Here is a 25535-nt window from a genome sequence, read left to right on the forward strand (position 1 = left end):
TTTGGCCGCGCGGCCGATGGGAAACCCCCCGCGCCGGCTGCGCGGCGCCCGGCGCGCCGCCCGACGAACGGACGCCGAAACGGATGTCGTACCGTCCGACGATCGCCACCGCGGTGCCCGACCTCGCCACGCTGACCCTCGGCGTGGAGGAGGAGTTCCTGCTGCTGGACCCGGCGACGGGGGAGAACCTGCCGGTGGCCCAGCGGGTGCTCACGGCGCTGCGCGGGCCGGCGCGGGACCAGAGCCGGCAGGAGTTCCGGCACAGCATGGTCGAGATGGTCACCCCGGTGAGCACCGAGCTGACCGAGCTGCGCGCGCACCTGGTGGCGCTGCGGCGCGCCGCGGCCACGGCGGCCGAGGCGGCCGGCGCCCGGCTGGTCGCCGTGGGCGCCACCCCCATGCACGAGCCGCACCGGACGGTGCCGGACAAACCGCGCTACCACGCCATGTCGCGGCGGTACGGGCCGGTGGCGCACGACCCGGCCGTCTGCGGCTGCCACGTGCACGTCGGTGTGCCGGACCGCGAGCTGGCCGTCCAGGTGTGCAACCACCTGCGGCCGTGGCTGCCCGTGGTGCACGCCATCGCCACCAACTCACCGCTGCACGACTGCCACGACACCGGGCACGCCAGTTGGCGCTCCATGCAGCTGGAACGCTGGCCCAGCCTCGGCCCGACCCCGTACTTCGCGTCGGCCGACGACTACGACCGGACGGTGCAGGAGCTGATCGCCGCCGGCGTGATGCTCGACGACGCGATGGTCTACTGGTACGCGCGGCCGTCCGCGGCGTACCCGACGGTGGAGATCCGGGTCGGGGACGTCTGCCCGACCGTCGACGACACCGTGCTGGTGGCCGCGCTGCTGCGGGCCCTCGTGGCCACCGTCCTCGACGACGCCCGCGCCGGGGTGCCCGCCGCGCCCATCCGCGACTGCCTCGTCTCCGCGGCCCACTGGCGGGCCGCGCACGAGGGCCTGGAGGGCGACCTGATCGACCTGCGGGGCGGTGGCGCCCGGCCGGCCTGGGAGCTGGTCGACGAACTGTTCGCCACGGTGTCGCCGGCGCTGGTCCGCCACGGCGACCTCGGGTACGTGCTGGACCAGCTGACCCGGCTGCGCGCGGAGGGCACCGGTGCCACCCGGCAGCGCCGGATCCTCGACGAGACGTGTGACCTGCGCGCCGTGCTCGCCCAACTGACCGCCTGGACGGTCGCCGGCTGAGCCGTGCCGCCCGGCGCCTGGACGGTCGCGGGCTGAGCCGTGCCGCCGGCGCCCGGCCGTCAGCGCACGCCGTGCGTCTGGAGCCAGAGTTCCAGCAGGCCCAGCTGCCAGAGCTTGTTGCTGCCGGCGGCGGCCTCGGCGCTGTCCGGCTCGGTGAGGAGCCCCGCCACGTACTCGGGGCGGAACAGGGCACGCTCGCGGGCCTCGGGCGCCTGCAACGCCTCGATGACCAGCTCCCGCACCGGCCCGTCGACGTTGCGCAGCGCCGGCACCGGGAAGTATCCCTTCGGCCGGTCGATGACCTCGGCCGGCAGCACCTCCCGGGCCACCTCCTTGAGCACCCCCTTGCCGCCCTGGGCGACCTTGTGCTCGGGTGGGCAGCGGGCCGCGAGGGCCACGAGGTCCTGGTCGAGGAACGGCGTGCGCACCTCCAGCCCCCACGCCATGCTCATGCTGTCCACCCGCTTGACCGGATCGTCGGGCAGCATCAGGTGGGTGTCCAGCCGCAGCACCGCGTCCAGCGCCGTCTGCGCCCCGGGCGCGGCCAGGTGCTCGTCGAGCAGGTCGCGGCTGGCGTCGCGGTCCAGCGCGTACGCCGGGCCGACGACGCGGTTCAGCTCGGCGTGGTCGCGGTCGAAGAACGCCTCCGTGAACACCGGTCCGGCGGCCTCCCGGGACGCCCCGGCCAGCGGCTGGTGGTAGCCGTAGCCGGCGAACACCTCGTCGGCGCCCTGCCCGGACTGGGCCACCTTGACGTGCCGGGCCACCTGCTCGGAGAGGAGGTGGAAGGCGACCACGTCGTGGCTGCCCATCGGCTCGGTCATGGCCAGCACGGTGCGCCGTACGGCCGGCACGAGGTCGTCGTCGGCGAGCCGGATCCGCTGGTGGTCGGTGTCGAAGGCCCACGCGACGAGGTCCGAGTAGGTGAACTCGTCGCCGGCCTCCTCGCCCCGGCTGTCGAAGCCGATGCTGAACGTCCGCAGGTGCTCCTGCCCGGCCTCGGCGAGCAGCGCCACGATGAGGCTGGAGTCGAGCCCGCCGGAGAGCAGGACGCCGACCGGCACGTCGGCGACGAGCCGCCGGCGTACGGCGGTGCGCAGCGCGTCCCCGACGGCGGCCTGCCAGTCCCGGGCGTCCATGCCGGCGTCGGCCGGGTCGCGCGCGTAGTCGGGCTGCCAGTACACCTCGTCGCGGCGGCGCCCGTCGGCCTCGACGATCCGCATGGTGGCCGGTGGCAGCTTGCGGATCCCGCGCAGGACCGTCCGGGGCGCCGGCACGATCGAGTGCCAGGAGAGGTAGTGGTGCAGCGCCACGGGGTCGATGCCGGTGTCCACGTCGCCCGCGCCCAGCAGCGCCGGCAGGGTGGACGCGAACCGGAGCCGCCCCGGCGTCTCGGCGAGGTAGAGCGGCTTGATGCCGAGCCGGTCGCGGACCAGCACCAGCCGCCGCCGGGCCCGGTCGACCAGTCCGATGGCGAACATGCCGACCAGGTGGTCGACGAACCGTTCACCCCAGTGCGCGTACGCCACCAGGATCACCTCGGTGTCGCTGGTGGAGTGGAAGGTGTGGCCGGCCTCCCGCAGTTCCTCGCGCAGCTGGGGGTAGTTGTAGATGCAGCCGTTGAAGACGAGGGCGAGGCCCAGGTCCTCGCGCACCATGGGCTGGGCGCCGGCGTCGGACAGGTCGATGATGGTCAGCCGGCGGTGCCCGAGGGTCACCCACCCGTCGCGCCACAGCCCTTCGCCGTCCGGGCCGCGTGAGCGCAGCGCCTCGGTCATCCGGGTCACCGCCGCGTCATCGGGGGTCGACCCGTCGAACCGGGCCTCCCCGGCGATACCGCACATCAGCGACGGCCGCCGGTCTCACGGCTGAGCAGGCGTACCACGCGGCCCTCCCGTCGGCCCACACCGTCCCGTTCATCGGACGCGCACGGCTACCCGGCCCGTCGGTGGTCAAACCCGGGCCGCACGGGGGTGGGGTCAGCCGCGCAGCGTGCGCAGGATGCGGGCGAGCTGCTCCCGGTCGGCCGGGTCGAGGTCCGCGAAGAACCGGTCGGCCTCGGCCTGCCGGGCGGCCCGGATGGCGGCGCCGGTGCGTACGCCCTCCGGGGTGAGCGCCACCAGCGTGGCGCGCCGGTCGTTCGGGTCGGGACGGCGTTCGGCCAGTCCGCGCCGTTCCAGGTCGTCGACCACCTCGGTGGCCGAGCGGGGGGCGATGCGCAGGTGCTCGGCGAGCGCGCCGGGGCGCAGCACCCCGTGGCGGGCCAGGACGCCGAGCGCCCGGGCCTGGCTGGGCGTGACGTCCCACGGCGCGAGCGCCTCCCGGGTGCGTTGCCGCAGCTGCCGGGCCACCCCCCAGAACGCCTCGGCCAGGGTCTCGTCGTCGCCGTGCGCCTCGTTCACCGGAATACGGTAACAGCCAGTACGGTTGTTCCCTCATGATGAGGTAACCTCAGAATCGATCCCCGTCGGAAGGTGCCCGCTCTTGGAACCCACCCCCACCGGCCGCGACCGCGGCCCCCGTACCGTCAGCGCCGAGGAGAAGGCGCAGGCCCGGCAGGTGTCGCTGCGGCGCATCGCCGGACTCTTCGCCCCGCACCGGGCCGCGCTCGCCACCGTGACCGCGATCATCGTGGCCTCGTCGGTCCTCGCGATGGCCTCGCCGTTCCTGCTCCGACACGTCATCGACCGGGCCCTGCCCGAGCGCGACCTGACCCTGCTCGTCTGGCTGGTGGTCGGGATGGTGGCGGTGGCCGCGGTCACCGCCGTGCTCGGCGTGCTGCAGACCTGGATCTCGACCCGGGTCGGTCAGGAGGTCATGCACCGCCTGCGCACCGACGTGTTCACCCACCTGCAACGCCAGTCGCTGAACTTCTTCACGCGCACCCGCACGGGCGAGGTGCAGTCCCGGATCACCAACGACATCGGCGGCATGCAGTCGGTGGTGACCTCCACCGCCACGTCGATCGCCGCCAACCTCACGACGGTGGTGGCCACCGTGGTGGCCATGGTCGCGCTCTCCTGGCGGCTGTCCCTGGTCTCGCTGCTCATCCTCCCGCCGGCCGTGTGGCTGACCCGCCGGGTCGCCCGGCTGCGTCGGGAGGTCACGGCCCGCCGCCAGCGCGAACTCGCCGACCTCAACGTCACCGTCGAGGAGGGCCTGTCGATCAGCGGCGTGCAGCTCGCCAAGACGCTCGGCACCGCGCCGGCGCTGATCGAGCGGTTCACCGCCTCCTCCGCCCGCCTGGTCGACCTGGAGCTGCGCAGCGAACTCGCCGGCCGCTGGCGGATGGCCTCGATGAGCGTCGTGTTCGCCGCCGTCCCGGCGCTCATCTACCTCGGCGCCGGCCTGCCCGGCACCGCCGGCAGTCTCAGCATCGGCACCCTCGTCGCGTTCACCACGCTGCAGAACGGGCTGTTCCGCCCGCTGATGCAGCTGCTCAACGTGGGTGTCTCGCTGACCTCGTCGCTCGCGCTCTTCGCCCGGATCTTCGAGTACCTGGACCTGCCGGTCGAGGTGGCCGAGCCCGCGCGGCCGGTCCGGATCGACCCGCGCCGCGTCCGCGGTCACCTGCGCCTGGAGGAGGTCACCTACCGTTACCCGGGCAGTGACACGGCGGCCGTCGCCGGGGTCACCCTCGACGTGCCCGCCGGCACCGGGCTGGCCCTGGTCGGCGAGACGGGATCGGGCAAGAGCACCCTCGCCGCCCTGGTCGGCCGGCTGCACGACCCGACGAGCGGCCGGATCACCATCGACGGCGTCGACCTGCGCGACCTGCGCCTGGCCGACCTCGCCGCCATCGTCGGGGTGGTGAGCCAGGAGACCTACCTGCTGCACACCACGGTGCGGGAGAACCTGCGCTACGCCCGGCCGGACGCCACCGATGCGGAGATCGAGGCCGCGGCCCGCGCCGCCCACATCCACGACGTGATCGTGGGCCTGCCCGACGGGTACGACACGGTCGTCGGGTCGCGGGGCCACCGCTTCTCGGGCGGCGAGAAGCAGCGGCTGGCCATCGCCCGTACGCTGCTGCGCGACCCGCGCGTGCTGATCCTCGACGAGGCCACCAGCGCGCTCGACACCGAGACCGAGCGGGCCGTGCAACGGGCGTTCGACGCCCTCGCGGAGGGGCGGACGACCATCACGATCGCCCACCGGCTCTCCACCGTGCGCGGCGCCGACCAGATCGCCGTCCTCGACCACGGCCGGATCGTCGAGCGGGGCACCCACGACAGCCTCATGGGCCGCAACGGCCGGTACGCCGCCCTGGCCGCCTGAGGTGGCCGCCGACGACGGTGGCCGCGGGGGAGGACCGCGGCCACCACCGTTGCGAGGTGCGTTCAGTTCCTGCGCAGGTGCGCCAGCGCACCGCTCCAGGCGATGACCTGGTCGAGCATGGTGTGGAGGGCGCCCTCGTGGCCGGGGTTCGGCTTGAAGACGCTGTAGTTCTCGAAGTCGTGCATGAGCGACAGCGCGACCTGGGCCCGCACGTCGGCCATCTGCAGCTCGCCAGCGATGAGCCGCAGGTGCTCCACGGCGCGGGCGCCGCCCACGGAGCCGTAGCTCACGAAGCCGACGGCCTTGTTGTTCCACTCGGCGTAGAGGTAGTCGATGGCGTTCTTCAGGGCGCCCGAGGTCGAGTGGTTGTACTCGGGGGTGACGATCACGAACCCGTCGTACGAGGCGATCGTCTCGGCCCAGCGCTTGGTGTGCGGCTGGGCGTACTGCCCGTACGACGGCGGGATCGCCTCGTCGAGGTGGGGCAGCGGGTGGTCGAGCAGGTCGATGAGCTCGAACTCGGCGTCCGAGCGCTGCTTGGCGAGCTCGAGGACCCAACGGGCGACGGCCTCGCCGTTACGGCCGGGTCGCGTGCTGCCGAGGATGATGCCGATCCTGGTCATGCGTGTGGTGCCTCTCCAGAAGTGGTGCCTGACGCGGACACGCTAGACAACGCTTGCTTCGTCAAGCAATTATTCGGGCTATGGGCACCGTCACAGCGGCGGGGGAGGGCCGGGCGGCGGCGCAACTAGCATGGATGCATGTCCGTCACGCCCCCGGAGCACCTGCGGCCCCTCGACGCCGACGAGGAGGCCGTGGTCCGCGCCCTGTTCCGGGTCGTCTACCTCCTGCCCCGGGCGATCGACACGGACATGGTGTGTGACCGCCAGCTGCCGCTCACCGAGTACCTCGCGCTCATGCACCTGTCCGAGGCCCCCGGCCGGCAGATGCGGATGAGCGAGCTGGCCGCCGCCTGCCGCCTCTCGCTCAGCGGCATGACGCGCACCATCAGCCGGCTGGAGGGCCAGGGCCTGGTGCGACGGGTGCGCAGCGAGGAGGACGCGCGGGGGTGGAACGCCGTCCTCACCGACGCCGGCTTCGCCCGTCTCGAAGAGTCCTGGCCGAGTCACCTGGCCAGCGTCCGACGGCGGTTCCTCGACCACTTCGAGGGCATCGACCTCGCCCGCCTGGCCCGGGCCCTGGAACGGGTCGGGACGTCGGCGGACCGGGGCGAGCCCCCCGGCTGTCCCTCGTAACCGTCTCAGAATTGTCGCTAAACCGTCTCGTTATTGGTTGCCGACTCGTCCAGGTAGCGGTAGACGGTGGCCCGGGAGACGCCCAGGGTGGTGGCTATCGCGTCCACCGAGTGGGTGCCCGCCTCGTGCATGCGCCGGGCCGCCGCGATCTGCTCGCGGCCCAGCGCGCGGGGCCGGCCGGGCCGTCGCCGTGGAGTGGGCGCGCCCCCTCCGGCCGCCGCGATCCGCCCGGCCGCGCCGGTCCCCGCGGCGCCGGTGACCGTGGCGCCGGTGCGCGGCGCCGGGCCGGTGCTCGCCACGGCGTCCGCGACCGTCGCGGCGTCGGTGGCCGTCGCGGCGTCGGTGGCCGGCGTGGCCAGCAGCCGGCGTACGCCGTCGAGCATGTCGGCGCGGAGCACCTCGTCGGGCACGTCGGCGAAGAACACGACCGGGTCGCTGCACATGGCCACGGCCTGCACGGCCCGGACCCGTGCCCGGCGCCCGGCCTCCGGCCCGGCGATGAGGTGGTTGGCGCGCATGGCGATCCGCATCAGACGGTGGAACGTGTCGCCGCGGGTGATCAGGGCGATGTCGTGGAACAGCATGCCGAGCGGGCGACGGTGGGTCAGCATCGTGTCGACCCAGCCCTCCAGCACCGCCTGGCGGGCCTGCTCGGTCGGCAGGCGCTCGGCGGCGTCCAGCAGCCGCTCCAGGTCGGCCAGGAGCGGCTCGACGAGGGCGGTGAGCAGATGCTCCTTGGTCGGGAAGTGGTAGAGGATGGCGGCCTTGGTCAACCGCAGCCGCTCCGCGATCTGACGCAGCGGGGTGCGCTGGTAGCCGTGCTCGGCGAAGAGGTCGAGCGCGGCGCGCAGGATCCGCGACCGGGTGTCGTCCGCGGGTTCGGCGGTCATGCCGGCAAGCCTAGTCGCCCGTCCTGACCGGTGGCCGGGGTCACCGTTGATCTGACTGACCGCCGGTCAGTACAGTGGAGGCGTCGATGTCTCATCCGTCCGGCTTCACGCGTCACCCCCGGGAGGGGCCATGGCCGTCATCGCGATCGACAACCTGGTCAAGACCTTCGGCGCCGTCCGCGCGCTCGACGGGCTCGACCTGCGGGTGGAACCGGGGGAGGTGCACGGCTTCCTCGGCCCCAACGGCGCCGGGAAGTCCACCACCATCCGGATCCTGCTCGGGCTGCTGCGCCGCGACTCCGGCGAGGTGCGGGTGCTCGGCGCCGACCCCTGGCGCGACGCGGTGCGGCTGCACCGGCGGCTGGCGTACGTGCCGGGCGACGTGAGTCTCTGGCCGAACCTGTCCGGGGGCGAGGCGATCGACCTGTTCGGGCAGCTCCGCGGCGGCCTGGACCGGCGTCGCCGCGACGAGCTGCTGGAGCGCTTCGACCTCGACCCCACCCGCACCTGCCGCACGTACTCCAAGGGCAACCGGCAGAAGGTCGCCATCGTGGCGGCGTTCGCCTCCGACGTCGAGCTGTACGTGCTCGACGAGCCGACCTCCGGCCTCGACCCCCTCATGGAGGCCGTGTTCCAGGACGAGGTCCGGCGGATCAAGCGGGAGGGCGGCACCGTGCTGCTCTCCAGCCACGTGCTCGCCGAGGTCGAGGCCCTCTGCGACCGGGTCAGCATCATCCGCGAGGGGCGCAGTGTCGAGTCCGGCACCCTCGCCGAGCTTCGTCACCTCACCCGCACCGCGGTGACCGTCGAGACCGCCCGCCCGCTGACCGGGCTGGAGGCGCTGCCCGGCGTGCACGCCGTCCGCGACGTCGACGGACGCACCCACCTGGAGGTCGAGCCGGCGCACCTCGACGAGCTGCTCGGGCACCTCGTGCGCTTCGGCGTGCGGGCGCTGACCAGCGCCCCACCCACCCTGGAGGAGCTGTTCCTGCGGCACTACGGCGCCGACGCCGCCGACGACGGGCGCGCGACGGCCGGCGCGGGGGCCTCCGAGTCCCGGGCGGCCCTGCGATGAGCGCGTTCGCCGGCACCGGCCGGCTGACCCGCCTGGTCCTGCGCCGCGACCGCGTCCGGCTCGGCATCTGGCTGATCGGCACGCCCCTGCTGGGGTACGCGCTGGCCGCCAGTGTGTCCGGCGTCTACCCGGACGACGCGGCACGCCACGGCTACGCCACCACATCGGCGTCCAGCCTCGTCGCCCGCGCGTTCAACGGCCCGATAGCCGGCGCGGACCTCGGCGCCGTGGTGGTCGCCGAGACGTACGTGACGCTCGCGGTGACCGTCGCGCTGCTCAGCACGTTCGCGGTCGTGCGGCACACCCGCCAGAACGAGGAGACCGGCCGCGCCGAACTCCTCGGCGCCTCCGTGGTCGGCCGGTACGCGCTGCTCACCGCCGCGCTGCTGGTCGTCGTCGGGGTGAACGTGCTGTCCGCCGCCCTGCTCGCGCTCGCCCTCGCGGGCACGGGCCTGCCGGTGGCCGGCTGCGTCGCGGCGGCCGCCGCGATCGGCGGTGTGGGCCTCGCGTTCACCGGCGTCGCCGCGGTCACGGCCCAGATCACCGTCACCTCCCGCGGCGCCAACGCGCTCGCCGCCGCCTCCGTGGGCCTCGCGTTCCTCCTGCGCGCCGCGGGCGACGTCTTCGGCGACGTGAACGCCGACGGCACCCGGGTGGACAGCGCCTGGCCGTCCTGGCTCTCCCCGCTCGGGTGGGGCAACCAGGTGCGGGCCTTCGGTGGCGAGCAGTGGTGGACCCTCGCCCTGCCGGTGGCGCTGCTGGTCGTCGCGGTCGCGGTCGCGTACGCCCTGGCGGAGCGGCGCGACCTCGGCGCCGGCCTCGTCGCACCGCGCCGCGGGCCGGCGCGCGCCGCGGCGTCGCTGCTGAGCCCCGCCGGGCTGGCCTGGCGGTTGCAGCGCGGCGCGCTGCTCGGCTGGGCCGTCGGCGTGGGCGTCGTCGGCTTCTGCATGGGCGTCGCCGCCGACGAGTTCAACACCATGATCGCGGAGAACCCGGCCGCCGCCGAGGCCATCGCCGCCATGGGTGGCGGCGCGAACCTCGTCGACGCCTACCTCGCCGCGATGCTCGCGCTGTTCGCGCTCACCATCGGGGCGTACGTCGTGCAGGCCCTGCTGCGGGTCCGCGCCGACGAGAGCGACGGGATCCTCGAAGCGGTCCTCGCCACCGCGGTGAGCCGCGGCCGCTGGCTGGGCACGCAGGTCGCCGCCGCGGTCCTCGGCGCGCTCGCCCTGCTGCTGCTCGCCGGGGCCACGACCGGCCTCGGTTACGGCATCGTCTCCGGCGACGTGCTCGGGGAGACGGTGGCGCTGGGCGGCGCCGCGGCGCTGCGCCTGCCGGCCCTGCTCGTGGTGGCCGGGGTGGTGACGGCGCTGTTCGGGCTGCTGCCCCGCTGGTCGGTGGTGCTGTCCTGGACGGCCCTGCTGGCGTTCCTGCTGCTCGGGCAGCTCGGCGCCGTGCTGGATCTGCCGCAGGCCGCGCTCGACGTCTCGCCGTTCACCCACGTCCCGTCCGTGCCCGCGGTCGACCCGACCGTGCTGCCGCTCGCGGTGCTCGTGGCGGTGGCGGCGCTGCTCGTCGCGGCGGGCGTGGCCGCGTTCCGCCACCGCGACGTGCCGAGCTGACCCGGCGCCCGCGCGTGCGGGTGCCGGGCGCCGGGCCGCGATTCCGTATCGGTGTGGATCAAAGCCGAGAACGGACGCGGCCCGGCGGACGAATGGCAGCGAAAATGGTCGACAGAAAGAAGATCGTCTCTGTTTCGGCGCTACCCATTGGTAATGATTGACCGGTTCGTGATCTCGCCGTGACCCTGTCCTCACCAGTTCCCCTGGGAGGAGGCGGGATGAGGTTACGGCACGTGACCGCCGTGGTGGCTGCCACGGCCCTGGTGGGGCTCGCGGCTGTTCCGGTGCAGGCCCAGGTGCTCGACCGACCATCGACTCGGGTCGACGTCAAGGTCAAGGGGGTGCCGACGCCGAAGCAGTTCTTCGGCTTCGAGATGGGCGACGAGGGCAAGCTCGCCGACTTCGGCAGCGTCAAGCGCTACTTCAAGCTCGTCGCGGACCGCTCGGACGAGGTCGAGTACCAGGTCGTGGACCGGACGACACTCGGCAACGAGTTCCCGGTGCTGCTCCTGAGCAGCAGACACAATCTCAAGCGGATCGACCAGATCCTCGACATCAACAAGCGCCTGTCCGACCCGCGGGTCATGCGCGCCGAGGCGAGCCGGGCGCGCATGCCGATGGACGAGTACGCGAGGCAGCTCGCCGCGAAGAGCCGGCCCGTCTACTACATCGAGGCGACGATCCACTCGACCGAGGTCGGCGCCACCCAGTCCCTCGTCGACGTGGTGCACCGCCTGGCGACGGAGAACTCCGAGTTCACCCGGCAGGTCCTCGACAACCTGGTCCTGCTCGTGGTCCCGTCCCAGAACCCGGACGGACAGCACCTGGTGGTCGACCACTTCAACAAGACGGCGGGCACCGATTTCAACCGGACCTATCCCGATCTGTACCACCACTACGCCGGGCACGACAACAACCGGGACTGGTTCATGATGACCCAGAAGGAGTCGCGGACCCGGGTCCGGCTGGAGCAGAAGTACCGACCGGTCGCCCAGCACTACATGCACCAGGCGGGAGTGAACTCGCCGCGGATCTGGTCGCCGCCGTGGGACGAGCCGATGTCCGAGACGTTGGACCCGATCGTCGTCTCCGCCTCCAATTCCCTCGGCCAGCAGACCCAGCGCGACCTCGTGGCGGAGGGCAAGAAGGGCTCGAAGTGGAATGACGCGTACGGCATTCTCTGGAACGCCGACGTCATCGGCCACAGCCCGTTCCTCGGCACGTCGACCTGGCTGACCGAAATCGCGTCGGTCCGGGATCTCGCGTACACCTACACGTCCGACACCGTCCTGGAGCCCGCCGACAAGACGTTGCGCTCCGTGATGCCGTACGACCGCAAGACCTGGTCGCTCAAGCAGATCGTGGAGTACGGGTCCTCGGCGGCGTACTCCGGCATGAAGACGGTGTCCGGCGACCCCACGTCGTGGCTCTACAACAACCTCTACCTGTCGAACCGCAACAGCGAGACGTGGAACGGCGGCCCGTACGCGTACGTCGTCCCGGCGGACCAGCGCGACCCGTACGCCCTCTACGACATGCTGAAGATCTTCGACCTCGGTCAGGTGGAGATCGACCGGGCCACGAAGCCGTTCACCGCGGGCGGCAGGGCGTACCCGCAGGGCTCTTACATCCTCCGGACGCACCAGCCGATGGGCCGGTGGGTCGATCAGCTCCTCCGGATCGACACGTACCCGGACAGCGCACGCAAGTGCGCCCAGTGCCCGCTGATCATGCCGTACAGCGAGACCACCGACAACCTCGCCCTCCTCATGGGCGTCGACGTCGACGCCGTGGCGGAACCCTTCGCGGCCGTCACGACCCGGGTGCGGGGCGTCGAGCCGGTGCGGCAGCAGATGCCGGGCCACCCCGGTCAGACGGGCGCCTACGTCCTCAGCCCCACCTCGTACGGCCTCAGCCAGGTCATCGCCGACCTGCAGGACGCCGCCGTGCCGACGTACCGCGCCAAGGCGGGCATCCGGATCGACGGACGGACCCTGCCCGCCGGTGCGCTCCTCGTACCCGCCAAGGACCCGAGGGCCCGCCAGGTGCTGACCAGGGCCAGCCAGGAGACCGGCCTGCCGGTGTACGCCACCCGGACCGTGCCGAAGGTCGACGCGATCAAGCTGAAGGACAAGACCCGGGTGGGTCTGATCCGCGGGGCCAACAACATGCCCGGCGGGTGGATGATGTGGATGTTCGACCAGATCGGCGTGAACTACCAGGTCGTCAGCGCCGACGACTACGCCGACCTCAGCGGCCGGTACGACACCATCGTGCTCGCCCCGGGCATCTCGGCGAACACCATCACCCGCGGTCTCGACCCCGCGAAGAACCCCGCCGAGTTCCACTGGGCCCGGGGCGTACCCGACGGGCTCGACAAGCTCAAGCAGTTCGTGAACGCCGGCGGCAACCTCGTCGCGCTCGGCAGCGCGTCCACCACCGCCGCCACGTCGCTCGGCCTGCCCGTCCGGAACGTCACGCCCACCGACCGGAGCGTGTTCAACGTGCCCGGCGCGCTGCTGGAGCAGCGCTACGATCCGGACGTGCCCGCGGCCTGGGGAATGCCCGAGTCGTGGCCGACCTGGTTCAACAACGACGCTGCCTTCACCGTGACCGGCGACGCGCGGGTGGCCGCCACGTACCCGGACAAGGACGACCTGCTCGTGAGCGGCTACGCCCACGGCAGCGCCGCCATCGGCGGGGCCACGAACATCGCCACCTTCGAGGTGGGCGAGGGCGAGGCCACCATCGCCGGCGGCCACATCACCTTCCGCACCTGGCCTCGCGCCGCCTGGACGGTGGTCACGAACGCCATGTACAACGGCGCGGGGCAGGACGTCGGCGCCGAACAACTCGCCGGACTCTTCCGGTAGGGCCGGCCGGTCAGGACCGGCCGGGTCGACCACCGGACTGGACGACCACCGGCCTGGACGACCACGTCGGCTGCGGTGCCACCCAGGCGCCGCAGCCGACGTTCCGGTCGCGCAGGCTCTGGCGATCCCGGCCGTCGCTGCGGCCCCGCTCCCCGAGCCGGGACGCTCGCGCGGCCCCCCTTCGGGACGCTCGCGCGGCCCTGTTTGTGCGGCATCGGCGCGGGTAGGCGTCGGCGGTGGTGGGCGCAGGGTCCGCCATCGTCGCCCGGAAGGGGTCGGTCGTGATCGGTGCCGTGCAGATCCTCGCCATCGGCTACAGGCAGGACGACCTGCCCCAGGAGATCGGGCAGCAGATCAACCTGCTCCGATCCAGTGACGCCGTCCGGCTGCTCGACGTCTACGCCATCAGCAGGGCCAGGGACCGCACCATCACCGAACATGCGATCGACGGGGTCAGCGACTGGGACGGAGAACTCATCCGGAGGATGTTGCGAACGGCCGGCGCTAGCCGGGTTCTCAACTCCTACACGGCGGATTCCTCCGGCTTCCTCGTGCAGGGAACCCCCATCCCGGATCCCAAGGTCAGCCTCCCGCCGGGCAGCAATCTGGTCCTTCTGCTCATCGAGCACCTGTGGGCGCTCCCGTTGGAAGACGCGATGAGACATGGCTCCGCCTATCCGCTGGCGGGCGGCTGGGCGGGCCGGGAGGTCCTCGAGGACGCCGGCCTCACCATGAAGGACACTGCTCGCTGAACGGCTCCCCGTTTTTGTGCAGGAGACTTCAGCTCGTGGTTGTCTCGTACCGCGGGACCGGTGAGCGTGGTCGAGGCGACCTCCCCGGGTCGCGCGTTCAGCGCCTCTCCCACGGGATTTCCGGGATCCGTGCCCGCACCGCACCCCACCGTCGATCGACCGACCCGTCGGTCACTCTCCGGCCATGGTGCTTCGGGTGCGGAGGCTCCGCGTCAGGGTCGGGATCATCACCGCCGCAGGGACGAGGTGCAGCCCGAGGAGGGCCGTGGCGGTGGCGGTGTTCGCCCCCGAGATGAGGGGCGGGACCAGCGAGATCGCGGTCAGCGTCACTGCCGTCCACAGGAACCGGTCGGCGGGGCGCCCGCTCCAACGGAAGAGGGCGACGGCGATGACGACGCCCACGACCGAGAAGAAGCCGGTCACCACGGCGAACCCGGGCAACGGGATCGCCTGCCCGCCGTCGGGGATCTCGAAGTCGACACCCATGGCCTGGGCGAGCGCGGCGGCGAGGGTGGTGGCCACCATCGCCGCGAGCGTGGCGAGCACGCCGATGCCGGCGAGCCCGCGGAGGCGGTGACTGGTCGGGACCGATGTCAGACCTGCGACGTCCCCGGTGTCATCCACGCTGTTCATGTCGTGCCTCCGTCAATCGGTAGCTGGGGGTCCTGGGGGTGACGATGCGCACCTTCGCTGTGCGGCGGTCGGGGTTCCGCAGGGCCCGGACGCCGGTGCCGCGGAGCCAGAACCCGGCGTCGCGTCCGAGGACCGGCCCGGGTTCGCCGTCCCGCAGCTCCAGCTGCACCCGTCCCCGGGTGACGACGCCGAACGCGTCGGACCACTGCGCGGCGACCACCGCGACCCGCTCGCCGCCGCGCAGCGCGAGCGTCCACACCGGCACTACTCGGTGCCGTCCGCCGGCAGGCGCTCCGGCAGCCCGAGGCGCGGGAACTGGTCGTCGTGGAACGTGATGATCTCGGTGATCGCCCCGCCGCTGATCCGCAGGACGTCGATGGTCAGCGGAAGGTACGCGCCCTCCTGCTTGCGCCACAGGTAGAAGGCGACGGCGGGCTGCCGGTTCACCGAGGTCTGGACGGCGCGCAGGCGCCCCAGGTCCTCGAAGCCGTCGTTGACCCAGTCGTTCACCACGGCGTCACGGCCGACGCGCAGGCCCGGCGTGGGCGGCATCGAACAGCGGACGTCGTCGCGCAGCAGTGCGGCGAGCCCGTCGATGTCCGTGGCCACGCTGGCGTCGGTGTAGCGACGTACCAGCTCACGCGTCCCGGCGTCCCCCTCGCCGCCGGTCCAGTCCTGCCGCTCGGCGGGCAGGTGCTCCCGCATGCCGGCGCGGGCCCGTTGCAGCGCGCTGTTCACGGAGTTGACGGAGACCCCGAGGAGTTCCGCGACGTCCTTCGCCGGCCAGCCGAGCACGTCCCGCAGGATGAGCACGGCCCGCGGGCGCGGCGCGAGGTGCTGGACCGCGACGAGGTACGCCAGCTCGATCGTCTCCCGCGCGACGGCGACGGTCTCCGGCTCGTCCGCGTCGCCCGCGGGCAGCTCGTCGAGGAGCCGGTCCGGGTAGGGCTGCAGCCACCGCACCTCGCCGCCGGTCGCGGGCTCCGGGCGGCACTTGGCGAGCAGGTCGAGGCAGGCGTTGGTGGCGATCCGGTACAACCAGGCCCGGAACGTCGACCGTCCCTCGAAGGTCTCCCTCCGCCGCCAGGCACGCAGGAAGGTTTCCTGCACGGTGTCCTCGGCGTCCTCGAACGACCCGAGCATCCGGTAGCAGTGCACGTGCAGCTCCCGCCGGTGCCGCTCCGCCAGCCCCGAGAACGCCGCCTCGTCGACCTCGCCCAGACCGCTCACGCCCAGCTCCTCGAGCCGCGTGTCCGCGTTCATCACGTCATCCTTCCGCCTCGTCGTGGCCTGTCGTAGGTATGACGGGTACGGGCGCGACAACTCATCACCGGAGTGCCGTTGCGCGGCTCGCCATAGCAGATCCGGCGACGCGACGGGGGCTGTGCACAGCGCTGACGGGTGTCCACAGGTGTGGCGCTCGGGGTTGCGGGTCCGGTGGCGGGTGGCCACGGTCGTCGGGGTGAATCCTGTGCTCACGGAGCTGGTCGGGCGCGGCGGCGGGCTGGTGACTCGTACGGCGGCCGTGCAGGTGGTGCCGGAGTGGACCCTGGAGCGGGCGTGCCGCAGGGGGCAGTTGGTGCGCGTACTGCCCGAGGTGTTCGTGGCGGCGCACCTGCTGGGTGGACGGTCCGTGACCGAACCGCTCGTCGGACGGCTCGACCCGGCCCTCGGCAACCGCGCGGTCCTCGCCTGGGCCGGCGGGCGCGCTGCGCTCAGCCACCTCAGCGCGCTCGCCGTGTGGGGTCTGCACCGGCAGGCGGCCGGCGGCCTGCTGCACCTGAGCGTGCCGGCCGGCGTCGGTCTTCGCAGCCGTCCCGGAGTAGCCGTGCACCGACGGCAGGGGTTCCTGATGCGGCCGCCGTACGTCGTGCGCCGGCAGGGCATGGCGGTGACCCGACTCGAACGGGCCCTCGTCGACTCGTGGCCGCTGCTGCCGCCCGGTGAGCGGCGGGCACCCGTGATCCGGGCCGTCAACAACCGGCTTTCCACGCCGCAGCGTCTGATGTCCGCGCTGGAGGCGGCGCCGAAGCTCGCGGATCGGGGCGTGTTCCGGACGCTGCTGACCCAGCTCGCCGAGGGCTGCCGCAGCCCGCTCGAGATCTGGGGGCACGAGCGGGTCTTCACCGGCCCGGGAATGCCGCTGTTCCGACGACAGGTTCCCGTCCGGATCGGCACGCGCAACGTCTACCTCGACCTCTACGCCGAGATCGAGCGCGTCAACATCGAACTCGACGGCGCCACGACCCACGGCGACCCGCGTCAACGCGAGGTCGACCTGCGCCGGGACGCGCAGCTCGCCGCTCTCGGCATCCTCGTCGTTCGCTTCACCCACCGCCGACTGACCCGCGAGCCGGAGGCCGTACGCCGGGAGACGCTCGCCATCCTCGCCCGCCGGCGGGCCGCCCCGCGGCCGTGATGACGCGGTGCCCTGCCGATCAATGGCGGGACAGCTACCCGACACGCCGACGACACGGCAGCTCAACCGCCAACAATCGGCCTTGGTTCGGTCGCTGGGCTGAGGCCGCACCGTTACCAGTGCCCCTCGTTGGGCCGGCACTCCCGGGCGTGCATGGTCTGCCAGTCGCGCAGCGCCCGCTTGATCCGATCGTTCTCCTCGGTGAGCAGCCGCACCGTCTCGTTGAGCACCGCCAGCTCGTCGGCTACGCGCGCCTGGAACTCGCGTACCTCGATCGGGTCGACACCGCGCCGGCACGCGGCGAACTCGCGGGTGCGCACCTCGTGCGGCGTCAGCCGACCCGGATATCCGGCGGGGTAGGGCCGGCCACCTCGATACACCTGAGTCACGACGATCCTTCCGGAGGGCACGCGGGAACGCGACGGGTCCCGCTGGTGGGCGCTGGGCAGGGCGGGTCGTCCGCGCGGGGGCCGCGGACGACCCGCCCGCTCCGCTGCCGCAGCGTCAGCGGTACGACAGCAGAGCAGTCCGGTGGGTCGGGACGGGCACACGGCACCCGCCCCGACCAGGGGGATGAGCCGAACCCGTTGCCACGCGAGAAGCGGCTCAGAGCCAACTTATCTAGACATGTCAGTTAAGTCAACGCTGCTTGTTAGGCGCGTCGCGGTGTGATCGAATCGGATCGCCACGCGAGGAGTGCCATGCGAGAAGTGCCGGACTACTGGCGCATCGCCGACGATGTGATCGCCGACGTGAGATCCAAGAGGTTGAAGCCGGGGGACAAGCTGCCCTCGATCGCCGAGCTGCGTGACCGTTACCACGTCAGCCACGGGACGGTGCAGATGGCCTATGCCCGCTTGGAGGCGCTGCGGGTCATCCGGAGGCAGCAGGGCAAGGGTGTCTTCGTCACCGACCCGAAGACCTGGATGCGCGAGCCCTGAGCTCCTGGGCCTGGTCGCGTCCGAGTGGACCCGTCTCGGAGATCAGCCGGAGGCTAGGCCAGGAGGACGGTCACGCCGGCGGCGCGTAGGTCTGCCACCACCTGCGCGTCGGCCGCGTCGTCGGTGACCAGGGTGTCCACGGCGGACGCGTCACAGATCTTGGCGAAGGAGTGGCGGCCGAGCTTCTCGGACCCGGCCACGACGACCACTCGACGGGCGCGCGTGACCATCAGCGCGTCGATGCCCGCCTCGCTCTCGTCGTGGCACGACGTGCCGTCGGTGGAGAAGCCGTCGACGCCGAGGATGAGGACGTCCAGCCACAGGGACTGCATGACCATGGTGGTGAGCGGGCCGGTCAGTTCGTACGACTGGGGGAGCGCGACCCCGCCGAGGATGACGGTGCGCACGGAGGGTCGCAGCACCATCTCGGTGGCGATGTTCAGCGCGTTCGTGACCACCGTCAGCGCCGGCCGGGCGGTGGCCTGCGCCAGGTCGGGGCGTGCCGCGAGATGTCGGGCGGTGGCCGACGTGGTGGTGCCCCCGTTCAGCCCCACGACGCTGCCCGGCTCGACGAGGCCGGCGGCCGTGGCGGCGATGCGCTCCTTGGCGCCGCGGTCGCCGCGGTGGCGGTAGCGGACCGGCAGGTCGTACGCCACCGAGCTGGCCACGATGCCGCCGTGCGTGCGGGTCACCAGCTGCTGCGTGGCCAGGGTCGTGAAGTCCCGGCGGACGGTCGGCTCGGAGACCTGGAGGGCGGCCGCGGCCTCGGCCACCGACAGCCGGCCGCCGCGCGCGGCGAGTAGCTCCAGCAGCGCCTGCAGCCGTCGGGACCGGTCGGCCGCCCCGCCGGGCGCGGTGCCTCCCGTGGCGGCGTCGGTGGAGGTCACAGCGGGCTCCGGGCGCCGGAGTCAGGCATCACAGCTCCTTGACGATCACGGCGGGGAGCAGGTGCCGGTAGTCGGCGAGGTCCACGCTTCCCGCCACCGGCGCGCGGACGGCCGCCGCCGACAGCGCGACCGCCTCGGTGAGCCGGTCGGGCCAGGCGTGCCGCCCGATCATGCCCCGGGTCAGCGCGGCCACGCAGGCGTCTCCCGCGCCGGTCGGGTTTCCGGCGACGGGGTGTGGCAGGTACGCGTGCCAGGCGCCCTCGCCGGTCACGGCGAGCAGCCCCTCGGGGCCGAACGAGGCGACGACGGCGTCCGCGTCGAGCGCGCGGACGGTTTCGACGGCGGCGGCCGGACCCGGCGGCGCGTGCCCGGTGAGGCCGGCCAGTTCCTCGGCGTTCGGCTTGACGAGGTCCGGGCCCGCGTCCAGGCCGTGGCGCAGCGGGTCGCCGCTGGTGTCGAGCACCGTCCGGGCGCCGGCCCGCCGGGCCACCTCGACGAGCACGCGGTACGCGTCGGCCGGCACCCCGGACGGCAGGGAGCCGGAGAGCACGGCCACCTCGGCGTCGCGTACCAGGTCGGTGAACCGGGCGAGGAAGGCGTCCCACTCGTCGGCGGTGACCGTGGGGCCGGGCTCCCACAGGCCGGTGGCGGTGTCCGGCTCGGCCACGACGACGGTCCGCCGCGACTCGGCGGCGATCGGCACGAACGCCTCCGGCACCTCCTGGTCGGCGAGCAGGGAGCGGATGCGTGCGCCGCAGGCGCCGCCCGCGAGTCCGGTGGCGACGACCGGGGTGCCGAGGGCGTGCAGCAGGCGGGCGACGTTGAGGCCCTTCCCGCCGGCCCGTTCGTCCACCCGGGACACGCGGTGGGTGGCGCCCGGCGTGAAGGCGGCGACGTGGTACGTCACGTCCAGCGCGGCGTTGAGCGTGACGGTGAGGACGCGACCGGTCACGTGCGGACCATCGATCGGGTCGGGCAGCGGGGCCGCCCGCTGGTCTCGTGTTCCACGTGGGTCACCTCCGGCCGCTGGCTCCCGGTGGGTGTGAAATCTGCTCGATCTTGCGGCGATGCGAGCGTAAGTGATCAGGTGGTCGTCGGGCAATCCGTCGACGGGCCGACGCGACCAGCGGCTGGCCTCGCGGGATCTCCCCTCTTGCCATCGATCGATATGTGATTGACACTGATCGATGATCGGCGTAACCGTACACGTTCGATCAGGCCCCGTCATGTTGGGAGTGATCACTGTGGCCCCGCCAGCTCACTACAATCCGTCCCGCCGTGACCTGCTCCGGTCCGGTGCCGTGCTGGGCGCCGCGGCCGGCCTCACCGGCGCCGTCGGCGCGCCCGCGGCGGCCGTCCCGGGCGGCACCGAACCCGCCCGTGGCAGGGACGAGAAGAGCATGGTCGACGTCCCGTTCGAAGGCTTCGCGCAGGTACGCGTCGGGCTCATCGGCCTCGGCAACCGGGGCGGCGACCAAGACCGGCGGTTCGGCGCCGTGGCCACGGTGACCGCCGTCTGCGACATCCGACCCGAGCGGGTCGACCGGACGATCAGCCGGATCATGGAGCAGGGCTTCCAGGACACCCCACCCGCCGGCTACTCCAACGGCGAGGAGGACTACCTCAACCTCCTGCGCCGCGACGACATCGACCTCGTCTACATCGCCACCCCCTGGGAGTGGCACCACCCCATGGCCAAGGCGGCCATGGAGCACGGCAAGCACGTCGCCGTCGAGCTGCCGATCGCGCCGTACCTCGACCAGATCTGGGACCTCGTCCGCACCTCCGAACGGACCCGGAAGCACTGCGTGTTGCTGGAGAACGTCAACTACTTCCGACCCGAGCTGGCCATGTTCACCATGGCCCGGCAGGGGCTCTTCGGCGACCTCCAGCACGCCTCCGGCGGGTACGTCCACGACCTGCGCTGGCCGTACCTGTTCGGCGGGGCGTACCACCCCGAGCACTGGCGTCGCCGCTGGCAGACCAGGATGAACGCCTCGCACTACCCGACGCACGGCCTCGGGCCGGTCGCGGCGGCCCTCGGCATCAACCGGGGCGACCGGTTCGAGGAGCTGATCGCCGTGGCGTCCGCACCCAAGGCGCTGGCCCTGTTCCGCGCCGAGGACCCGCGGGTCGGGCCCGACCACTCGTCCTGGGACGACAAGCCCTACATCTCCGGCGACCGGCACACCTGCTTCGTCACGACCACCAGCGGCCGGTTCATCCGCGTCGAGCACGACGTCAACTCGCCCCACCCGTACACCCGCGAGACCACCCTCACCGGCACGCGGGGGTCGATCGAGCTGGACAACGCCCGGGTCTACCTCGAATCGCTCGGCCACCAGAACCACACCTGGCGGACCGGCAACGACTACACCGCGATCCTGCGGCAGCACGACCACTGGCTGTGGCCCACGCTGGAGAACCTCGCCGACCAGTACGGCGGCCATGGCGGCGGCGACTTCGTCTCCATCTGGCGTCTCATCCAGACGATGCGGCTCGGCATGACCCCCGACATCGACGTCTACGACTCGGCGGCGTGGTGCTCGGTGATCCCGCTCAGCCACGAGTCGTTGAAGAGCGGCCGGATGCGCCCGGTCAAGGTGCCGGACTTCACCCGCGGGCACTGGCGCAAGGCGCGGCCCACGTTCGACCGGCCCAAGCCCGACGACCCGTGGCTGACGGAGCGCTGAGACCGTCAGCCGGTCACGCCTGACGCGGTGCGTCGGGGTCGGGAGCGACCGCGTCGCCCGACCCCGCCGCCGGGCCGGGTTGCTTGGGTACGTCCCGCGCCCGGTCCGGCGGTTGCCGCGTCACCGCGTCGCCCCGCCGCCCGGCGGGGCGGGACTCGTCGGTGCGCGGCCGGTCCCTCAGCAGCTCCTCCACCCACCGTGCGGCGATCTTCTGCAGGGCCGTCATCCGGCGTACGGCGTCGACGACGTTCTCCTCCGCGGTCGGGCCGGCCGCCGCGGGGACCGGGCCGGCGGCGAACTCCTGGAGGATGCCCGTCCAGCGGCGGGCGAGCTGCTCCGCCCTGCGCGCCCGGGCCAGGTGCAGCTCGTACTCGGATTCGAGGGTCACGAGCCGCTCCGAGTACGGCAGCAGGGCCCGCCGGACCCGCTCGTCGAGCCGTACCCGGATCTCCGGTTCACACGTGACCGTCTTGCCGCCCCGCGAGAAGGCCCAGTCCGCCGCGTCGACCGCCCGTTGGAGGCGTACCTCGAGGTCGCCGGCACGGTGCGGCGGAAGCGTGCGGGCGAGGTCCGCGGCCAGGCGGGTCAGCTTCTGGACGGCGTGCGGCTGGAAGTAGTGCGCGTGCCAGCTCAGGTCCTCCGGGCGCAACCCCTCGGACCACCACATGAGGCTGGCGCGCACGTGGAAGACGTACACGTAGCCCTGGGCGGGGACGGCGAGTTCCGCGTCGCGCCGTTCGGTGAGGCGCCCGGGTGGGGGAGGGGGCGGCCCGAACGCGGCGGCGGGCTCCATGCCCCGCAGCAGCGCGACGACCTGCCCCCAACGCCGTGACAGCCACTGCCCGGTCTCGACGCTCAGCCGCGCGCCGGTCGTGAGGGCGTTCTCGCCCCAGCGGCGCCAGCGCTGCCCGGTCCGGGCGTCCGGGGGAGGGCCCCCGCCGGCCGCCGGGGCGGGATTGGGGTTGTCCGCCATGCCGCCCCTCCCTCCGCCGGACCCGCTGCCCGGGCACCGCGACGCCCCGCCGGCCCACGTCCCGCCGGCCCACGTCCTGCCGCTGGCCCGGCGCCGTGCCGGCCCACGTCGTGCCCCCATGTGAACAACGGCTCACCGACCCCGGGAAGTGACGGCCACGCAACGAGGTCCGGCCGGCTTCGCCGGTCGTGCCGGCCGCGGGGGTACGTGCCAGGGGCGGCGCGGCGGCGTCCGCGGGCGCCCGTCCGCCGCCGGCGGTGGGGCGCCGCCGGTCAGTGGCGGTGGGCGGGCTGGTCCAGGATGGCGCTGAACCGCTCCTCGGCGAGGTCGAGCTGGGCGAGGATGTGCCGCTTCACGTCCGCCGAGAGGGGCGTGTCGGGCCGGCTGACCAGCTCGCGGAACACCGGCACGAGGGGGCGGTACTTGCGCGCCGACGACTCGACCTTCGGACCGACCGTGTGGATGACGCCCACCCCGTTGTCCGTGAAGTCCGACACCTTGATGACCCGTGCCCAGGGCTCCCGGTCGAGGCTGGCCGCCACGTGCTCGCGGTACTGCTCGTTGCGGTCGCGCGCCGGGTCGTACGCCGGATTGGTGACCGCCGCCACCAGGCGCGCGACCCGCGCACCGAACCGGGCGGCGAGCGCGGCCAGCGCGGCGGCCGTGGGGTCGTCGCCGGCGGCGTCGCCGGCCAGCTCGACCGGGTGGTCCTCGACGGCGTCGTGCAGCAGCCCGGCGACGATCACGTCCACGTCCCGCACCTGGTAGTGGTGCATCATCCGGATGGCGACCCGCAGCAGGTGGTTGAGGTATGGCTCGCGGACCCGCCGGTCGTCGCGGTGCAGCTCGGCGGCGAGGTCGAGCGCGGCGGTCAACCGCTGCCGGGCCGCCGCGTCGAAGGACCGGATCTCCAGCCGGAAGCGCTCCAGCAGTCCGGGCTCGCCGTGGATCTCCGTGATCGCGTGCATCGGCATGCTGCCCAGGTACGGCGGGAAGTCCATGCGTCACTTATAGCCGATCTTCACCACGGCGGGGGTGCGCCGCCCCGGCGACGCGACCAGCGGCCGATGGTGGACGATCGCGTACGTCCGGGAACCGGTGGGAAGGAGGTGGCGATGGCCCGGTTGAGCTGGCTGCGGGTGGCCGCGGGGCGGCTGCGCCAGCGCTGGTGGCCGGTGGTCGAGGCGACCGTCGCCGCCACCGTCGCCTGGATCCTCGCCGCCCGGCTCGTGGGGCACCCGCAGCCCTTCTTCGCCCCGGCCGCCGCGCTGATCGTCCTCGGGCAGGCCCGCGGGCAGCGGCTGCGCCGGGCCGTCGAGGTGGTGCTCGGCGTGGCCGGCGGGGTGCTCGTGGCCGACGTCGTCATCCAGGCGCTGGGTCGGGGCAGCACCTGGACCGTCTTCACGGTGATCCTGCTCACCGTCGTCCTCGCGGCGGCCGTCGGCGCGACCGGCGTGACCCTCGTGCAGGCCGCCGTCTCCGCCCTCTACCTGGTGGTGGTCGCGCCGCCCACCGAGTCGCTGGTGCCGTTCCGGTTCGTCGACGCGCTCATCGGCGGCGCGGTGGCGCTCGCCGTCAGCCAACTGGTCGACGCCCGACGGCCGCTGGCCCCGCTCATCGCCGAGGTCCGGGGCACGTTCGACGAGATGGGCGGGCTGCTCGCCGGCATCTCCGACGCGCTGGACCGGCACGACGAACGGGCGGCGCTCGCCGCGCTGGCCCAGGCCCGGGGGATGGACGCCCGGATCGACCGCCTCCGCGAGGGCGTGCTCGCCGCCGGCGAGGCGCTGTGGCTGAACCTGCGCCGCCGGCGGCACCTCGGACGGCTGCGCTCGGTCGACAGCTCGATCCAGCAGATCGACTACGCCGTCCGCAACGTCCGGGTGCTCGCCCGCGCCGGCGTGACGCTGAGCCGGCAACCGTCGCCGGTGCCCGCCGACCTGGGGGTGGCGCTGCGCTGCCTCGCCGACGCGGTCCGGGCCGCCGGGGAGGCGCTCGCCGCCGACCTGCAGGGGCACGAGGAGGCCGCCGACGGGCACGCCGCGCGGGCGGACGAGGCCGCGCTCGACGCCGTACGCACGGCCGGCCGCCTCTACGCCGCCGGCCCGTCCCTGCCACTCGCCATGATCATCGGGCAGGTCCGGGCGACCGCGATCGACCTGCTGCGCGGGCTCGGCGTGGAGGACGACGCCGCCGTCCTCGGCCGGGTCGACCAGGCCCTCGGACTGCCGCCGGTCTGACCCTCAGGAGAGCGCGTCCAGCCAGTCGGCGGCGGCGTCCCGGATCTCCCCGGGCACCTCGTGGCCGCCGGGGAACTCCCGGTACGCCACGTCGTAGCCGAGGCCGTGCAGCCGGGGCACCAGCCGCCGGCTGCACACGTCGATCGGCAGGACGCGGTCGCCGACGCCGTGCGAGACGAAGATCCGGGGCCGGCCGTGGGTCACCAGCGGCGCCGCGAACCCGGGGGAGAAGGCCACCACGCCGGCCACCAGGTCGCCGTTGGTGAGGCCCAGCGAGAGCGCGTACGACGCGCCGTCGGAGAAGCCCCCGAGCGTCACGTCCCGCACCGGGTACCCGGCGAAGACCGACTCCAGCACGGCGTCGATGCGCCGCACGTCCGGACCGAACCCCTCGCCGATCAGGTCCCAGCTGCTCGCCACCGCCTGCGGCGCCACCAGCAGCAGGTGGTGCGCGTCGGCGACCGGGAGCAGCAGGTCCAGCCCCTGGCGTGCCGAGCCGCCGGCGCCGTGCAGCAGCACCACGAGACGGTACGGCCGGTCGCCGGCCGGCGCCGGGGCGTAGAGGAGGGCGAGGGGCTCGCCGGCGGCGTCGGTGAGCGGCAGCAGGCCGGCGGTCGCCGGGCCCACGGGCGCGGCGGGCCGGGCGGTGAGCCGTCCGTGCCGGGGGTTCTCCTCCGGCTGCCGGTGCGGCGGCGCGGGCTCGGACACAGGTCACCGCTCCTCGTCGTCGGGTGTGGTGCCGCGGTTACCCGGCCGCCCGCCGGTTAACCGCCGCCGGGCCGCCGC

At 73.3% G+C, this 25535-nt stretch carries 24 protein-coding genes; 11 read left to right on the forward strand and 13 right to left on the reverse strand.

Going from position 1 to position 25535, the window contains the following annotated elements:
• Positions 1-83 precede the first annotated feature (83 nt).
• On the forward strand, positions 84-1217 hold the full coding sequence (locus tag OG994_RS06090) for a carboxylate-amine ligase (protein ID WP_120326271.1): 1134 nt from the start codon (positions 84-86) through the stop codon (positions 1215-1217).
• A 59-nt stretch (positions 1218-1276) separates the two neighbouring features.
• Here OG994_RS06090 and OG994_RS06095 read toward each other — a convergent pair whose 3' ends face one another.
• Together OG994_RS06095 and OG994_RS06100 are read right to left on the reverse strand one after the other, a co-directional pair.
• Entirely contained in the window at positions 1277-3061 is a 1785-nt protein-coding gene (locus OG994_RS06095; RefSeq protein WP_328852487.1) for an N-acetylglutaminylglutamine amidotransferase, read from the reverse strand.
• Positions 3062-3196: 135 nt separating this feature from the next.
• On the reverse strand, positions 3197-3619 hold the full coding sequence (locus OG994_RS06100) for a MarR family winged helix-turn-helix transcriptional regulator (protein WP_120326269.1): 423 nt from the start codon (positions 3617-3619) through the stop codon (positions 3197-3199).
• Between the two features lie 82 nt (positions 3620-3701).
• On the opposite strand from OG994_RS06100, the gene OG994_RS06105 reads away from it, so the two are divergent.
• On the forward strand, positions 3702-5495 hold the full coding sequence (locus OG994_RS06105; protein ID WP_328852488.1) for an ABC transporter ATP-binding protein: 1794 nt from the start codon (positions 3702-3704) through the stop codon (positions 5493-5495).
• Positions 5496-5557: 62 nt separating this feature from the next.
• Here the strand turns inward: OG994_RS06105 and OG994_RS06110 are convergent, their stop codons facing one another.
• The gene (locus OG994_RS06110) at positions 5558-6118 is read right to left on the reverse strand and encodes an NADPH-dependent FMN reductase (RefSeq protein WP_120326267.1); all 561 of its coding nucleotides are present in this window, start codon (positions 6116-6118) and stop codon (positions 5558-5560) included.
• Between the two features lie 138 nt (positions 6119-6256).
• Here OG994_RS06110 and OG994_RS06115 point away from each other — a divergent pair, with 138 nt between their 5' ends.
• Entirely contained in the window at positions 6257-6751 is a 495-nt protein-coding gene (locus tag OG994_RS06115; protein WP_120326266.1) for a MarR family winged helix-turn-helix transcriptional regulator, read from the forward strand.
• A gap of 17 nt (positions 6752-6768) precedes the next feature.
• Here OG994_RS06115 and OG994_RS06120 read toward each other — a convergent pair whose 3' ends face one another.
• Positions 6769-7641: a TetR family transcriptional regulator gene (locus OG994_RS06120; protein WP_120326265.1), complete on the reverse strand. Its 873-nt coding sequence runs from the start codon at positions 7639-7641 to the stop codon at positions 6769-6771.
• A gap of 130 nt (positions 7642-7771) precedes the next feature.
• Here OG994_RS06120 and OG994_RS06125 point away from each other — a divergent pair, with 130 nt between their 5' ends.
• From OG994_RS06125 to OG994_RS06140, 4 genes are all read left to right on the forward strand, one after another.
• Complete coding sequence (locus OG994_RS06125; protein ID WP_328852489.1) at positions 7772-8716, forward strand: ABC transporter ATP-binding protein; 945 nt, start codon at positions 7772-7774, stop codon at positions 8714-8716.
• Positions 8713-10338 (forward strand): ABC transporter permease, encoded by a 1626-nt coding sequence (locus OG994_RS06130; RefSeq protein WP_328852490.1) that lies wholly within the window; start codon positions 8713-8715, stop codon positions 10336-10338. The genes OG994_RS06125 and OG994_RS06130 overlap by 4 nt, the downstream gene beginning before the upstream one ends.
• 218 nt (positions 10339-10556) lie before the next feature.
• Positions 10557-13211: a M14 family zinc carboxypeptidase gene (locus OG994_RS06135; RefSeq protein WP_328852491.1), complete on the forward strand. Its 2655-nt coding sequence runs from the start codon at positions 10557-10559 to the stop codon at positions 13209-13211.
• Positions 13212-13492: 281 nt separating this feature from the next.
• Positions 13493-13963 (forward strand): hypothetical protein, encoded by a 471-nt coding sequence (locus OG994_RS06140; protein ID WP_328852492.1) that lies wholly within the window; start codon positions 13493-13495, stop codon positions 13961-13963.
• A 171-nt stretch (positions 13964-14134) separates the two neighbouring features.
• On the opposite strand, the gene OG994_RS06145 is transcribed toward OG994_RS06140, so the two are convergent.
• The 3 genes from OG994_RS06145 to OG994_RS06155 are packed head-to-tail and all read right to left on the reverse strand — an operon-like array spanning position 14135 to position 15859.
• Positions 14135-14596: a DUF6069 family protein gene (locus OG994_RS06145; protein ID WP_328852493.1), complete on the reverse strand. Its 462-nt coding sequence runs from the start codon at positions 14594-14596 to the stop codon at positions 14135-14137.
• Positions 14580-14855 carry a hypothetical protein gene (locus OG994_RS06150; RefSeq protein WP_328852494.1) on the reverse strand — a complete coding sequence of 92 codons (276 nt, stop codon included), beginning with the start codon at positions 14853-14855 and terminating at the stop codon, positions 14580-14582. The genes OG994_RS06145 and OG994_RS06150 overlap by 17 nt, the downstream gene beginning before the upstream one ends.
• A gap of 5 nt (positions 14856-14860) precedes the next feature.
• Positions 14861-15859 (reverse strand): RNA polymerase subunit sigma-70, encoded by a 999-nt coding sequence (locus tag OG994_RS06155; protein WP_328852495.1) that lies wholly within the window; start codon positions 15857-15859, stop codon positions 14861-14863.
• 199 nt (positions 15860-16058) lie between these two features.
• Between OG994_RS06155 and OG994_RS06160 the strand changes: the two genes are divergently transcribed.
• Positions 16059-17015 carry a DUF559 domain-containing protein gene (locus tag OG994_RS06160; RefSeq protein WP_328852496.1) on the forward strand — a complete coding sequence of 319 codons (957 nt, stop codon included), beginning with the start codon at positions 16059-16061 and terminating at the stop codon, positions 17013-17015.
• Between the two features lie 113 nt (positions 17016-17128).
• On the opposite strand, the gene OG994_RS06165 is transcribed toward OG994_RS06160, so the two are convergent.
• Entirely contained in the window at positions 17129-17404 is a 276-nt protein-coding gene (locus tag OG994_RS06165; RefSeq protein WP_407942568.1) for a DivIVA domain-containing protein, read from the reverse strand.
• A gap of 312 nt (positions 17405-17716) precedes the next feature.
• On the opposite strand from OG994_RS06165, the gene OG994_RS06170 reads away from it, so the two are divergent.
• Complete coding sequence (locus tag OG994_RS06170; protein ID WP_328852497.1) at positions 17717-17956, forward strand: winged helix-turn-helix domain-containing protein; 240 nt, start codon at positions 17717-17719, stop codon at positions 17954-17956.
• 53 nt (positions 17957-18009) lie between these two features.
• Here the strand turns inward: OG994_RS06170 and OG994_RS06175 are convergent, their stop codons facing one another.
• A complete protein-coding gene (locus OG994_RS06175) occupies positions 18010-18843 on the reverse strand; it encodes a DeoR/GlpR family DNA-binding transcription regulator (protein ID WP_120326734.1) in 834 nt (277 codons plus the stop codon).
• Between the two features lie 28 nt (positions 18844-18871).
• Entirely contained in the window at positions 18872-19795 is a 924-nt protein-coding gene (locus OG994_RS06180) for a 1-phosphofructokinase family hexose kinase (RefSeq protein ID WP_240032774.1), read from the reverse strand.
• Positions 19796-20087: 292 nt separating this feature from the next.
• Between OG994_RS06180 and OG994_RS06185 the strand changes: the two genes are divergently transcribed.
• Entirely contained in the window at positions 20088-21536 is a 1449-nt protein-coding gene (locus OG994_RS06185) for a Gfo/Idh/MocA family oxidoreductase (RefSeq protein WP_204985146.1), read from the forward strand.
• A 13-nt stretch (positions 21537-21549) separates the two neighbouring features.
• Here the strand turns inward: OG994_RS06185 and OG994_RS06190 are convergent, their stop codons facing one another.
• Together OG994_RS06190 and OG994_RS06195 are read right to left on the reverse strand one after the other, a co-directional pair.
• Positions 21550-22509 (reverse strand): hypothetical protein, encoded by a 960-nt coding sequence (locus OG994_RS06190; protein ID WP_328852498.1) that lies wholly within the window; start codon positions 22507-22509, stop codon positions 21550-21552.
• A gap of 272 nt (positions 22510-22781) precedes the next feature.
• Complete coding sequence (locus tag OG994_RS06195; RefSeq protein WP_328852499.1) at positions 22782-23510, reverse strand: HD domain-containing protein; 729 nt, start codon at positions 23508-23510, stop codon at positions 22782-22784.
• Positions 23511-23624: 114 nt separating this feature from the next.
• Here OG994_RS06195 and OG994_RS06200 point away from each other — a divergent pair, with 114 nt between their 5' ends.
• On the forward strand, positions 23625-24749 hold the full coding sequence (locus tag OG994_RS06200) for an FUSC family protein (protein ID WP_328852500.1): 1125 nt from the start codon (positions 23625-23627) through the stop codon (positions 24747-24749).
• 3 nt (positions 24750-24752) lie between these two features.
• Here OG994_RS06200 and OG994_RS06205 read toward each other — a convergent pair whose 3' ends face one another.
• A complete protein-coding gene (locus tag OG994_RS06205; protein ID WP_328852501.1) occupies positions 24753-25457 on the reverse strand; it encodes an alpha/beta hydrolase in 705 nt (234 codons plus the stop codon).
• Between the last annotated feature and the right edge of the window lie 78 nt (positions 25458-25535).

Origin of the sequence: Micromonospora globbae, assembly GCF_036184225.1 — a bacterium.
Taxonomy (GTDB): domain Bacteria; phylum Actinomycetota; class Actinomycetes; order Mycobacteriales; family Micromonosporaceae; genus Micromonospora; species Micromonospora globbae.

Bases quoted from the DNA above. Each gene is read 5' to 3' on its own strand.
- OG994_RS06125 (WP_328852489.1), top strand. From the start codon at position 7,772: ATGGCCGTCATCGCGATCGACAACCTGGTCAAGACCTTCGGCGCCGTC.
- OG994_RS06090 (WP_120326271.1), top strand. From the start codon at position 84: ATGTCGTACCGTCCGACGATCGCCACCGCGGTGCCCGACCTCGCCACG.
- OG994_RS06145 (WP_328852493.1), bottom strand. From the start codon at position 14,596: ATGAACAGCGTGGATGACACCGGGGACGTCGCAGGTCTGACATCGGTC.
- OG994_RS06155 (WP_328852495.1), bottom strand. From the start codon at position 15,859: ATGAACGCGGACACGCGGCTCGAGGAGCTGGGCGTGAGCGGTCTGGGC.
- OG994_RS06115 (WP_120326266.1), top strand. From the start codon at position 6,257: ATGTCCGTCACGCCCCCGGAGCACCTGCGGCCCCTCGACGCCGACGAG.
- OG994_RS06135 (WP_328852491.1), top strand. From the start codon at position 10,557: ATGAGGTTACGGCACGTGACCGCCGTGGTGGCTGCCACGGCCCTGGTG.
- OG994_RS06120 (WP_120326265.1), bottom strand. From the start codon at position 7,641: ATGACCGCCGAACCCGCGGACGACACCCGGTCGCGGATCCTGCGCGCC.
- OG994_RS06110 (WP_120326267.1), bottom strand. From the start codon at position 6,118: ATGACCAGGATCGGCATCATCCTCGGCAGCACGCGACCCGGCCGTAAC.
- OG994_RS06095 (WP_328852487.1), bottom strand. From the start codon at position 3,061: ATGTGCGGTATCGCCGGGGAGGCCCGGTTCGACGGGTCGACCCCCGAT.
- OG994_RS06170 (WP_328852497.1), top strand. From the start codon at position 17,717: ATGCGAGAAGTGCCGGACTACTGGCGCATCGCCGACGATGTGATCGCC.
- OG994_RS06130 (WP_328852490.1), top strand. From the start codon at position 8,713: ATGAGCGCGTTCGCCGGCACCGGCCGGCTGACCCGCCTGGTCCTGCGC.
- OG994_RS06200 (WP_328852500.1), top strand. From the start codon at position 23,625: ATGGCCCGGTTGAGCTGGCTGCGGGTGGCCGCGGGGCGGCTGCGCCAG.
- OG994_RS06195 (WP_328852499.1), bottom strand. From the start codon at position 23,510: ATGGACTTCCCGCCGTACCTGGGCAGCATGCCGATGCACGCGATCACG.
- OG994_RS06190 (WP_328852498.1), bottom strand. From the start codon at position 22,509: ATGGCGGACAACCCCAATCCCGCCCCGGCGGCCGGCGGGGGCCCTCCC.